Source organism: Dethiosulfatibacter sp. (assembly GCF_983023055.1).
In genome coordinates this window covers 509-12,116 of sequence record NZ_CEZJXU010000023.1, presented here as the reverse complement: position 1 = coordinate 12,116, position 11,608 = coordinate 509, and the positions used below count along the sequence as shown (strand labels likewise).

Genomic DNA, 11,608 nt, shown 5'->3' with positions numbered 1-11,608 from the left:
TTGAAATAGACCACAGGGTTTGTGTTACGGCGCAGCACAGGGAAATGCTTGATCAAGTTTTAAAGATTTTTGATATAGAGCCTGATTATGATTTGGATATTTTTGAGCACGGCCAGTCTCTTTCGCAGATTACCGAAAGGGCAATGAAGGGTATAGAGAAGGTCATCAAGGAGTTTGGCCCTGACGTACTTTTGGTACAGGGTGATACTACTACTGTTTTTGCTGGAGCCCTTACAGGTTTTTACAATGGTGTGAAAGTGGGCCATGTAGAGGCTGGTCTTAGAAGTGGAAACATCCATTCACCGTATCCTGAGGAAGCTAACAGGAAGATGACTGGAGTGGTCACCGAATACCATTTTGCTCCAACTGAAAATTCGAGGGATAATCTTTTAAAGGAAGACTATCCCGAGGATAAGATATTCATTACTGGAAATACGGTAATAGATGCATTGTTTCAGGTTGTTGACGACAAATATGTATTTGAGGACGACCTCCTCAACGAAATAGATTATGAAAACAATAAGGTTGTACTTCTTACTTCCCATAGAAGGGAAAACCTGGGTCAGCCAATGAGAAACATCTTTACTGCGGTAAAAAGGGTAGTAGAGGAAAATGAAGACGTAGAGGTTATTTATCCGGTACATCTTAATCCCAAAGTAAGGGAAATCGCCAGGGAAGTTTTTGGTGAAAATGACAAGGTTCATCTGATTGAGCCTGTTGATTATCTTCCTTTTGCAAATCTGATAGGGAAATGTCATATAGTAGTTACTGATTCCGGTGGAATACAGGAAGAAGCCCCGTCTCTTGGAAAGCCGGTTCTCGTCGTAAGAAGAGAAACAGAAAGACCTGAGGGAATAACGGCAGGAACTGCAAAACTTGCAGGAGTTGAAGAAGAGACAGTTTATGAAATGTTAACGGACCTTGTCAGGAACGAAGAAAGTTACAAAAAAATGGCAAATGCGGTAAATCCCTACGGTGACGGAAAGTCAGCTGAGAGAATACGAGATATACTTTTAAATAAATAATATCAATTAGTGAACTCTGAAAAGGGTTCGCTTTTGGTTTGTTATATTTTTAACAAAATATTCCCGATTTCCATTGACACGGACTGTTAATTATGTTAATATTCATTATGTTGATTGTATAGTAAAGATTGAGTGGAACACTAACGTGAGAAATCGCTGTGTTGGACAGAGTTGTGTTTTTGTATAGTATGGAGTAATTAAGCGAATACGCGTAAGATGCGTTTGTTTTGTTGCTCTTTTTTTGTAGGAAAAATGAATTGTATAAAGTATTATACGTGCTTTTTAAAATCAATTTGAAGATTATGTATTCGGGAAAACGATGGTCAAATTTAGTTGTATTTGAAGCAATGAATGTATTGATTTCCCAATAAAAAAGATATATACTTTTTTATGTGGCGTTTGTTCTAGATTTGGAAAGTTAAAATATGCATAACCCCGTGAAGTGTTGGTGTTATGCTTTAAGGAAACTTTCCTTCGCGTCTTAATAACTGTTTATGCAGTTAACACTGCGGAGCTGTTTCTTGGCCGCGTGAAAATTGAATATTGATGATTAATAAAAATATACACAGATTATTTAGTTTTAGCCTAGGAAAGTCAAATGTACATATCACTGTGAATTATTGTGATATGTGGATTAGGATACTTTCCTTCGCGGTTTGAATATCGACTTTGTCGATAACGCAGCGAAAGCTGCTTTCTTGAGGTGGCGGCATGGATAATAATAAAATGAAAACTTTCCAAAACCTGGCGCTTATAACCCAAATAGGCATCATGATGATAGTCCCCATCTTTGGAGGACTTCTCGTAGGTCGTTTTTTAGACGATAAACTTGGTACAGGGAATAAATTTCTTCTCATATGTATCATTCTGGGAACTGGAGCAGCCTTTATGAATTTGTACAAAATTGCAATGAAGGACAACAAGAAGAAGTGATTGAAGTATGTTAGTTATTAAAGTTATTGGAGTGAATTATGAACGGAACAGCAGAACTGCAAGTGAAGATAATAAAGATCAACTTGATTGTATTATGCGTTTTAATAGTATTTTCATTCCTTTTTTTGAATGAACCTTTAAAATGGACCTACGGCTATATTTTTGGAGGTCTCATAGGCATACTGAATTTCATGCAACTGGCAAGGACAGTTGAAAAAGCTGTTAAGATGAACCCTGGAGGCGCCCAGGCCTATGCATCCATAAGTTATTTTATAAGGTTTGGCATAATGGCCGTGGTGCTAATAGTCTCTATTAAAGCAGACTATATCAACGCACTGGCAACAGTCATAGGACTATTGTCTATTAAGTTTATAATACTTGTCACTAACGTATTTAATGACAAGGAATATTATAAAAGAATTTTTAGAAGAAAGGAGGAAAAGTGATGGATACTGGATTTGGCCCTTATATTGTCTGGGATTCGGGAGTGAAAATTAAATTTCTTGAAGTTTTAGGCACTTTTAAAATTACAGAAACTGTTACGGTAACATGGCTGATAATGGCTGTAGTTGTTTTACTGTCCATCAAGGCAACCAGAAACCTGAAAAAGGTGCCTGGAAGAGGACAAATTGTTCTTGAAATGCTTATTGATGCCATAAACAATTTGACAGCGCAAACAATGGGAGAAGACAAGAAAAGTTTTTCACCATATATGGGAACTATTTTGATATTTTTAGCTATAGCGAATTTAGCAGGCTTGATTGGTTTTAGACCTCCTACAGCGGATGTCAATACAACCATGGGACTTGCAATGATTACCTTCACCATGATTCATATCTGTGGTGCAAGAAGGAAGGGTATAGGAAAATACTTGAAAGGATTCGCAGAACCATTGGCGCCCATGCTACCCCTTAACATTATAGGAGAACTGGCAACGCCGATTTCACTTGGGTTTCGTTTATTCGGAAACATAGTAGGTGGACTTATTATCATGAATTTGATATACGGTGCATTGGAAGCATTAAGTGTCAAAGTTTTAGGACCCGCAGCACCACCGATTTTTCAAACAGGTATTCCTGCAGTGCTTCATATTTATTTTGATTTGTTCGCAGGCGTACTACAATCATTCATATTTACTATGTTGACCATGGTAAATGTATCAATGGCAATGGATTAAACAAAGGAAGGAGGGGCGATATTGGAAAACGTCAATTTTATTCAAATGTTTTTAAACTGGCTTGCAACCTTTGAACCGAAAGTTCTTATCCTTTCAGCATCATGCATAGGAGCGGGACTGGCAATGATTGCAGGCATTGGACCTGGTATTGGACAGGGCTATGCAGCAGGCAAAGGTGCCGAAGCTGTTGGTGTCAATCCAAAAGCTAGCAAACAGGTTACGATGGTTATGCTTTTAGGTGCGGCCGTGGCGGAAACCTCCGGTATACTTGCTCTAGTAGTTGCATTGATCCTCTTGTATGGTAATCCCCTTGTAACGGCATCAGGAGCAGGAATAATACTTGCAGCTGCAGCCATAGGAGCAGGATTCTCCATGATAGCAGGAATAGGCCCGGGAATTGGACAGGGCTATGCAGCAGGGAAAAGTGTAGAAGCTGTTGGAAGAAGACCTAAATTTCAATCAGCAGTAGTAAGAACAATGTTTTTAGGTCAAGCAGTGGCTCAAACAACTGGTATATATGCACTTATAGTTGCACTTGTACTCATGTTTGCGAATCCACTAACAAAATTACTTTAATATAAAATCTATTAAATTTGAATTTTAGGAGGAAAAAATAATGGAACCAATCACAGGAAGAGCTTTAATACTAGCATGTTCAGCAATAGGAGCTGGCTTGGCAATGATCGCAGGTATAGGACCTGGAATCGGACAGGGATACGCAGCAGGTAAAGGTGCAGAGGGAGTTGGAAGACAACCTGAAGCACAGGGTGATATAGTAAGAACAATGCTTCTTGGAGCAGCTGTTGCCGAGACAACTGGTATCTACGGTCTAATTGTAGCCTTGATATTATTATTTGCAAACCCACTTATTGGATTGCTTTAATATAGGAAAACTCGATAATTTCCTATAAGAATAATGAAAGGAGGCAGCTGAATGCTTAAAGCAGGACTAGTAGAATTAAACTGGACATTCGTTTTTCAGATTCTTAATACATTCATTTTGTATTTACTTTTGAAAAAATTCTTGTTTGCTCCAGTTACTGAAGTTATAGAAGCAAGAGAAAAAAGTATTTTCGATTCATTAAACGACGCTGAAAGAATTAGCAATGAAGCTGAGACATTCAAGGTAGAGTATATTGAAAAGCTTCAATCTGTTGAAGATGAAGGAAGAGAAATTGTTTCAATTGCTACAAAAAATGCTGATGTAAAGTCAAGCAGAATCCTTAAGGAAGCAAGAGAAGCGGCTGAAAAACAAAAAGAAAAAGCTGAAGTGGATATAGCGCTGGAAAGGAAGAAAGTCATCAATGAAGTTAAGGATGAAATATCTTCACTGGCTATATTGGCAGCAACAAAAGTGCTTGAAAGTGAAGTTGACGAAGAGAAGAACAAAATACTTGTCAACAAATTCATAGAACAGGTAGGGGATAATTAATGGCAGAATTAGTAGCTAAAACATATTCTCAGGCTTTGTTCGAGGTGGGACTTGATAACAATAATCTAGATGTGTTTATGGAAGAACTCAAAGTTGTCAGAGACATGTTTAGGGAATATCCGGATTTTTACGAGATACTTATATCTCCTAAAATCAACACTGAAGAAAAGAAGAAAATTGTTGATGAAGTTTTTAAAGGCAAGGCCACCAACGAAATAAACAACTTCATGAAGATACTTCTTGACAAGAGAAGGGTCAAGGATTTGTATTCAATAGTTGAACAATTTGAAAATTTGATTTATGAACATAAGGGTATTGTGAAAGCCACTGCCATTACAACTGTTCTACTTGGAAAAGATGAAAAGGATTCTTTAACTAAGAAACTTGAATCAATTACAGGAAAAGAAGTCGAATTGATAAATGAAATAGACAAAAGTGTTCTAGGTGGAGTATTGATCAAACTTGGAGACCAAGTTATTGACGGTACACTTAAAGGAAAACTGAATAATTTACAAATAAGTTTGAAAGAAATAATAGTATAGGACAGGGGTGATATAAGCAATGAGTCTAAGACCAGAAGAAATTAGTTCAATAATCAAAGAACAGATAAAAAGATATGACGCCAAGCTGGATACTGTAGATGTAGGTACTGTTATTGAAGTTGGTGACGGTATTGCAAGAATCCACGGTCTTGAAAATTGTATGTACGGTGAGCTCCTTGATTTCGATAACGGTATATTCGGTATGGCACTTAACCTTGAGGAAGATAACGTTGGTTGTGTTATGATGGGTAGTGATAAAGGAATCAAAGAAGGTGACACGGTAAAGAGAACCAAGAGGATAGTTGAAGTTCCTGTTGGTGATGCAATGATCGGTAGGGTAGTTAACTCTTTAGGACAAGCAATCGATGGAAAAGGACCAATAAAAACGGACAAGTATAGACCTGTTGAAGCAAAAGCTTCAGGTGTTATAGCTAGAAAATCTGTAACGGTACCACTTCAGACTGGTATCAAGGCAATCGACTCCATGATACCAATAGGTAGAGGACAAAGAGAGCTTATAATAGGCGACAGACAAACAGGTAAAACTGCCATATCCGTAGATACTATTCTTAACCAGAAGGGTCAGGATGTTATATGTATTTACGTAGCCATAGGACAGAAAAGATCAACAGTTGCCAAAATAGTTGAAACTTTTGAAAATAATGGAGCTATGGATTATACAATAGTTGTTTCGGCAACAGCAAGTGAACAGGCACCGCTTCAATACCTTGCTCCATATTCAGGTGTTGCAATTGGTGAAGAATTTATGTACAACGGCAAGGATGTTCTTATAGTATATGATGACCTTTCAAAGCATGCCGTTGCATATCGTGCAATGTCACTGTTGCTGAGAAGACCACCGGGACGTGAAGCATATCCTGGAGACGTATTCTATCTGCATTCAAGACTTCTTGAGCGTGCTGCTAGACTAGACGATAAATTCGGAGGTGGTTCAATAACTGCACTTCCAATAATAGAAACACAGGCAGGAGATATTTCTGCATATATTCCTACAAATGTTATTTCAATAACAGACGGTCAGATATTCCTTGAGACGGAGATGTTCAATTCTGGACATAGACCTGCAATCAATGCGGGACTTTCCGTATCAAGGGTTGGTGGTTCTGCACAAATTAAGGCAATGAAATCTGTTGCAGGTATGCTTAAGCTTGAGCTTGCCCAGTACAGGGAGCTTGCTGCATTTGCACAGTTTGGATCGGAACTTGATCCTGAAACTAAGGCTACTCTTGACCACGGTGAAAGATTGATGCAAATAATCAAGCAGCCTCAGTATGTGCCTATTAAGGTTGAAAATCAGGTAATGTTGATATATATTGCAAACAAGAGATTGTTGAATGATATACCTGTCAACAGAGTAGGAGTATTTGAAAATGAATTTTTCGATTTTATGGATACTAATTATCCTGAAATAGGTAAAGTCATTAAAGAATCTTCCAAAATGGATGATGAAACCAAAGGCAAGATAGATGCAGCTGTTGCAGAATTCAAAAAAGGTTTTCTAGCCTAAATACTGGCTATGATGGTCAGGAGGTGAAGAGTTGGGTCAGAATATGAATGATATCAAGCGAAGGATCAAAAGTGTTACCAGCACAAAGCAGATTACAAAAGCTATGGAACTGGTTGCGACTGCAAAGCTCAAAAGAGCTAGAACCAAGCTTGATGCATCAAAACCGTATTTTAATAAAATATTAAATTCAATAACAGAAATAATGACACACTCCAAGGGAATCAGACATCCTTTTGTTGACAATAGAGAAGTTAACAGTACTCTTTATATTGTAATAACAGGTGATAGAGGATTGGCCGGTGGCTATAATTCCAATATCTGCAAGCTGGTTGAACAAAGTGTGAATGATAAAAGTAGTGCAAAGATTATAACCATAGGATCCAAGGGAAGAGATTACTTCAATGCCAGAGGCTATGAAGTTGTTGATTCATATATTGGAGTTTCAGAGACACCTTCTCTTGAGGTTACTCAGGATATAAGTAATATGGTAGTGAAAATGTACTGTGATAAGGAAATTGATGAAATAAAAGTAGTTTATACTGAATTTATCAGTACTATTTCATATGAGCCTAGAGCCCTTACCTTGTTGCCTGTAACATTGGATGACAAGGAAGAGAAGCTGGCAGAGGATGAATTCCCTGTAATATTCAGATATGAACCATCACCGGAAGCGGTTCTTGAGTACCTGGTGCCTAAATACATGAATTCTGTAATATATGGGGCATGTGTCGAATCATCGGCCAGTGAATCGGGATCAAGAAGGATTGCGATGGAAAGTGCGACAGACAATGCTGAGGAAATGATTGATGATCTTCAGTTGATTTACAATAGAGCTAGACAGGCTGCAATAACACAGGAAATATCAGAGATTGTAGCAGGTGCGGATGCACAAAATTAAAGAAAGGAAGTGATTAAATGGCTGAATTAAATATAGGCAGGGTTAAGCAGGTAATTGGTCCTGTAATAGATATTGAATTTAGTGAAGGCAATCTTCCTGAACTTCTAACTGCCATTAATATAAATATTGAAGATAGAGTTGTAGTTGTTGAGGTTGCTCAGCATACTGGAGACGATACAGTAAGATGTATAGCGATGGACTCTACTGATGGATTTACAAGAGGCATGGAAGCTATAGATACAGGAGCACCTATATCTGTACCGGTAGGCAAGGAAATTCTTGGAAGAATGTTTAACGTACTTGGAGAGCCTATAGATGGAAAACCTCAAGTTGAAGGTGTAAGAAGATCACCTATTCATAGAGAGGCACCTTTATACGAAGATCAAAGTACAAGCACTGAAATATTTGAAACAGGAATCAAGGTAGTTGACTTGATCTGCCCATATTCAAAAGGTGGAAAGATAGGTCTTTTCGGAGGTGCAGGTGTTGGTAAAACTGTACTTATCCAGGAGCTTATAAACAATATAGCAATTGAGCACGGTGGACTTTCAGTTTTTGCTGGTGTTGGAGAGAGAACAAGGGAAGGAAACGACCTTTATTATGAAATGATTGAATCAGGTGTTATCGACAAAACTGCACTGGTTTTCGGTCAGATGAATGAGCCTCCTGGAGCAAGGATGAGAGTTGCGCTTTCAGGACTTACAATGGCGGAACATTACAGAGATGAAGACGGACAGGACGTACTTCTGTTTATAGACAATATATTCAGATTTACTCAGGCTGGTTCTGAGGTTTCTGCACTTCTTGGTCGTATGCCTTCAGCAGTTGGATACCAGCCTACGCTGGCAACTGAGATGGGACAGCTTCAGGAAAGAATCACGTCCACTAAGAAAGGTTCAATCACTTCGGTACAGGCTGTATATGTACCAGCCGATGACCTTACTGACCCGGCTCCGGCAACTACCTTTGCACATCTTGATGCAACTACTGTTCTTTCAAGAAAAATATCTGAAAAAGGTATTTATCCTGCAGTTGACCCTCTTGATTCAAACTCTAGAATACTTGACCCTGTAATTATAGGCGAAGAGCATTATAAAGTTGCAAGGGACGTACAGGAAGTTCTTCAAAGATACAATGAGCTTCTTGATATAATTGCAATCCTTGGTATGGACGAGTTGTCAGACGAAGACAAGATAACAGTATCAAGAGCGAGAAGAATTGAGCGTTTCTTGTCTCAAAACTTCCATGTTGCAGAGCAGTTCACAGGTTCTCCTGGAGTATATGTTCCGCTTAAGGAAACAATAAGAGGATTCAAGGAAATACTTGAAGGAAAACATGATGATTTGCCTGAGCAGGCATTCCTCATGGTTGGAACTATAGATCAAGTTATAGAAAAAGCTGCAAAAATGAAGATGCAGAGAGAAGCTTAATATCCTTAGAGGATATTAAGAAAGGTTGGTGAATTCATGGCTAAATTCATGCTGGAAATTGTAACTCCCTATAGAGTATTCTATGAGGGAGAAGCTGACATGATAGTTGTGAGAGGAGCAGAAGGAGAAATGGGGATATTAAAAGACCATGAACCCTTTGTAACTCCTTTGGCAATTGGACAGGTCAGAATAAAGGATAACGGTCAGTTTAAGAATGCTGCATTGTCTCAAGGATATATGGAAGTAATGGAGGAGAAGGTTGTAATTCTCAGTGATACTGCCGAATGGCCTGATGAAATTGATGTTGAGAGAGCCGAAGAAGCTAAGAAAAGAGCGGTTGAAAGGCTTGAACAAAAGACAGAAGGGCTTGATATTCTAAGAGCGGAAATAGCACTCAAAAAAGCTGCTACCAGAATCGGTACCGCAAAGATACCAAACAGACATTAAAACAAACCGGATGGGGATATAACCTGTCCGGTTTTTTTATAGCTTAAGAAAGTTAAAATATGCATAACCCCTTGAAGCGTTGGTGTTATGCGGTTAAGGGAACTTTCTTTCGCATCTTAATAACCGCTCTGGTCACTATCTGCTTCACATCTAGCGCGACGATGTCGCTGTGACCGGGTTAACGCAGCAAAGCTGCTTTCTTGTTTTAACTTTTGACTCGGATAACATCCACATACAGGTACGACGCACGTAGCCGTTTTGTTGACTTTACTTGCCATGAATGCAACTGTAACACAATAGTAATGGCAGAAGTCCTTTTGATATAGTATAATATATATTAACAAACACAATATATAGGGGGTATCCCGCATGAAAAAAACTTTTGTACTAGATACTAATGTAATACTCCAGACACCATATTCACTGTATCAATTTGACGAGCATGATATTGTAATTGCTGATATTGTTTTAGAAGAACTGGACAAGTTCAAGAGCGAATCTTCTGATCTTGGAGCCCATGCAAGGGAAGCTGCCAGGATAATGGATGACCTTAGAAAAACGGGGAATCTCATTGAAGGAGTGAAGCTACCAGGTGGAGGGTCAATAAGGATTGAACTAAATTACACCAATATCGAACTTCCAGACAGCTGGATGAAGCACAAGAACGACAACAGGATACTAAGGGTCTGTAAGGGACTTATAGACAAGGGAGAAAATGTAATCCTTGTTTCGAAGGACGTATTCCTGAGAATAAAGGCAGAAGTAATAGGTATCAATGTACAGGACTTCTTCGCAGAGCAGGTTCCCAACTATGATGAACAGTATAAGGGAGTAGCAGAGGTTGTTGCAGAAGATATTGACATTACTAGATTCTACAAGAATGGATTTATTTTGCCCAATCAGGTATTCAAGTATACACAAGAATATGAAAAGTTTGTATACGAAGCCACGAAGAACGAGTTTTTCATAATAAAATCAAATACTAACGAGAAACATTCAGCATTGGGAAGGTTTGACGGAGAAAAGATTGTACCTCTCAAATACGATACAGACAAGCCCTTTGGTGTAAGCCCAAGAAGCGTATATCAGAAATTCATACAGGAATCACTGATGCAGGATGCGGACAAAGCTCCTCTCGTAATAATAAAAGGACCTGCAGGAACTGCAAAGACGTTTTATTCAATGGCTGTAGGTCTCCACAAGATACTTCACGAGCACAGCAAGTTCTATAGAAAGATACTTGTTTGCAGGCCAAATATTAAAATGGACGAAGACATAGGCTTTCTTCCTGGAACGGAAGAGGAAAAGATTGCACCTTTCATGAGACCTATAATAGACAATCTGGAAATTCTCATGTCACTTGAGTCTAAGAAGAAATTCACCCAGGATGTGGATTTGTCGTTTAAGATAAAGGAACTTTTTGAAAATGGAGTTCTAACTACGGAGGCAATAGCTTTCATAAGGGGACGTTCCATTGTAAATCAGTGGGTTCTTATAGACGAGGCCCAAAATCTTACACCTAGACAGGTAAAGGGAATAATAACGAGAGCAGGATTAGGAACGAAAATCATATTGGCAGGAGATCCTGACCAGATAGATCATCCATTCCTTGACTCAAGAACTAATGGCCTTTCCTATGCGTCTGAAAAGATGAAGGGAAGTGGACTTTGCTACCAGGTTTCACTGTCTGAGAAGGATTGTGAAAGATCATTGCTGGCATACGAGTCTTCAAAGAGGATGTAGTCATTCCAGGGAAATAGTTGTTTTTACTGTATATAATCAAAAGATAAGACCAGCATAATTCGTTGAAAATATAACGTTTATCGCTGGTCTTTTGGGTTTCATTATTTCTTCTTAAGACCGAAATTTCGTTTAATCGCATATTGGCCACCCCAAATAAAATGCTTTGATATAGTTATATTATAACATTAAGAGAATACTGAAACAAGAATTTGATAATTGAATTTTACTTCGAAATTGATAAGCTATAATATTCTTAATTTCGGCTTATAGCCTATTTATGATACGATTCACCGTACCACATTATAAAAAAGCTGTGATTCATGAACTTAGTTCATACATCACAGCTTTGTTTTATTCGGAGAATTTACTTAGTATTGTCTCTTATTATTTATTTCTTGTATTTTCTTATTTTAAACCAAGTATCTGTCTTGCTTCATCAGGAGTTGCTACTTC

The 11,608-nt window shown here is 38.3% G+C and carries 13 protein-coding genes; all 13 read left to right on the top strand.

All coding sequences use genetic code 11. From position 1 onward, the window contains the following. Positions 1-1,025: non-hydrolyzing UDP-N-acetylglucosamine 2-epimerase (gene wecB / locus AC3AX0_RS02075; protein WP_487548642.1), on the top strand; the 1,025-nt coding region annotated here is incomplete at its 5' end. Between the two features lie 711 nt (positions 1,026-1,736). Next, positions 1,737-1,958: an AtpZ/AtpI family protein gene (locus tag AC3AX0_RS02070; protein WP_487548641.1), complete on the top strand. Its 222-nt coding sequence runs from the start codon at positions 1,737-1,739 to the stop codon at positions 1,956-1,958. A 38-nt stretch (positions 1,959-1,996) separates the two neighbouring features. After that, the gene (locus AC3AX0_RS02065) at positions 1,997-2,404 is read left to right on the top strand and encodes an ATP synthase subunit I (RefSeq protein ID WP_487548640.1); all 408 of its coding nucleotides are present in this window, start codon (positions 1,997-1,999) and stop codon (positions 2,402-2,404) included. Beyond that, positions 2,404-3,135, top strand: a complete 732-nt coding sequence (locus AC3AX0_RS02060; protein WP_487548639.1) for a F0F1 ATP synthase subunit A — start codon at positions 2,404-2,406, stop codon at positions 3,133-3,135. Before AC3AX0_RS02065 ends, AC3AX0_RS02060 begins: the two co-directional genes overlap by 1 nt. A 45-nt stretch (positions 3,136-3,180) precedes the next feature. After that, positions 3,181-3,711: an ATP synthase F0 subunit C gene (gene atpE, locus AC3AX0_RS02055; protein WP_487548643.1), complete on the top strand. Its 531-nt coding sequence runs from the start codon at positions 3,181-3,183 to the stop codon at positions 3,709-3,711. A gap of 40 nt (positions 3,712-3,751) precedes the next feature. Then, positions 3,752-4,018, top strand: coding sequence for an ATP synthase F0 subunit C (atpE, locus tag AC3AX0_RS02050; protein ID WP_132243380.1), 267 nt, complete (start codon positions 3,752-3,754; stop codon positions 4,016-4,018). Between the two features lie 51 nt (positions 4,019-4,069). After that, positions 4,070-4,567: a F0F1 ATP synthase subunit B gene (gene atpF / locus AC3AX0_RS02045; protein WP_487548638.1), complete on the top strand. Its 498-nt coding sequence runs from the start codon at positions 4,070-4,072 to the stop codon at positions 4,565-4,567. Next, a complete protein-coding gene (locus AC3AX0_RS02040; RefSeq protein ID WP_487548637.1) occupies positions 4,567-5,109 on the top strand; it encodes a F0F1 ATP synthase subunit delta in 543 nt (180 codons plus the stop codon). Before atpF ends, AC3AX0_RS02040 begins: the two co-directional genes overlap by 1 nt. A gap of 19 nt (positions 5,110-5,128) precedes the next feature. Beyond that, positions 5,129-6,637, top strand: coding sequence for a F0F1 ATP synthase subunit alpha (gene atpA, locus AC3AX0_RS02035; protein WP_487548636.1), 1,509 nt, complete (start codon positions 5,129-5,131; stop codon positions 6,635-6,637). Positions 6,638-6,668: 31 nt separating this feature from the next. After that, positions 6,669-7,535: an ATP synthase F1 subunit gamma gene (gene atpG / locus AC3AX0_RS02030; RefSeq protein ID WP_487548635.1), complete on the top strand. Its 867-nt coding sequence runs from the start codon at positions 6,669-6,671 to the stop codon at positions 7,533-7,535. 17 nt (positions 7,536-7,552) lie between these two features. Further along, positions 7,553-8,965, top strand: a complete 1,413-nt coding sequence (gene atpD / locus AC3AX0_RS02025; RefSeq protein ID WP_487548634.1) for a F0F1 ATP synthase subunit beta — start codon at positions 7,553-7,555, stop codon at positions 8,963-8,965. Between the two features lie 36 nt (positions 8,966-9,001). Then, complete coding sequence (locus AC3AX0_RS02020; RefSeq protein WP_487548633.1) at positions 9,002-9,412, top strand: F0F1 ATP synthase subunit epsilon; 411 nt, start codon at positions 9,002-9,004, stop codon at positions 9,410-9,412. Positions 9,413-9,781: 369 nt separating this feature from the next. Continuing rightward, on the top strand, positions 9,782-11,155 hold the full coding sequence (locus AC3AX0_RS02015) for a PhoH family protein (RefSeq protein WP_487548632.1): 1,374 nt from the start codon (positions 9,782-9,784) through the stop codon (positions 11,153-11,155). Positions 11,156-11,608 lie beyond the last annotated feature (453 nt).

Excerpts from the sequence above, each read along its gene's own strand:
- AC3AX0_RS02070 (WP_487548641.1), top strand. The coding sequence starts at position 1,737 with ATGGATAATAATAAAATGAAAACTTTCCAAAACCTGGCGCTTATAACC.
- AC3AX0_RS02065 (WP_487548640.1), top strand. The coding sequence starts at position 1,997 with ATGAACGGAACAGCAGAACTGCAAGTGAAGATAATAAAGATCAACTTG.
- AC3AX0_RS02060 (WP_487548639.1), top strand. The coding sequence starts at position 2,404 with ATGGATACTGGATTTGGCCCTTATATTGTCTGGGATTCGGGAGTGAAA.
- atpE (WP_487548643.1), top strand. The coding sequence starts at position 3,181 with ATGTTTTTAAACTGGCTTGCAACCTTTGAACCGAAAGTTCTTATCCTT.
- atpE (WP_132243380.1), top strand. The coding sequence starts at position 3,752 with ATGGAACCAATCACAGGAAGAGCTTTAATACTAGCATGTTCAGCAATA.
- atpF (WP_487548638.1), top strand. The coding sequence starts at position 4,070 with ATGCTTAAAGCAGGACTAGTAGAATTAAACTGGACATTCGTTTTTCAG.
- AC3AX0_RS02040 (WP_487548637.1), top strand. The coding sequence starts at position 4,567 with ATGGCAGAATTAGTAGCTAAAACATATTCTCAGGCTTTGTTCGAGGTG.
- atpA (WP_487548636.1), top strand. The coding sequence starts at position 5,129 with ATGAGTCTAAGACCAGAAGAAATTAGTTCAATAATCAAAGAACAGATA.
- atpD (WP_487548634.1), top strand. The coding sequence starts at position 7,553 with ATGGCTGAATTAAATATAGGCAGGGTTAAGCAGGTAATTGGTCCTGTA.
- AC3AX0_RS02020 (WP_487548633.1), top strand. The coding sequence starts at position 9,002 with ATGGCTAAATTCATGCTGGAAATTGTAACTCCCTATAGAGTATTCTAT.
- AC3AX0_RS02015 (WP_487548632.1), top strand. The coding sequence starts at position 9,782 with ATGAAAAAAACTTTTGTACTAGATACTAATGTAATACTCCAGACACCA.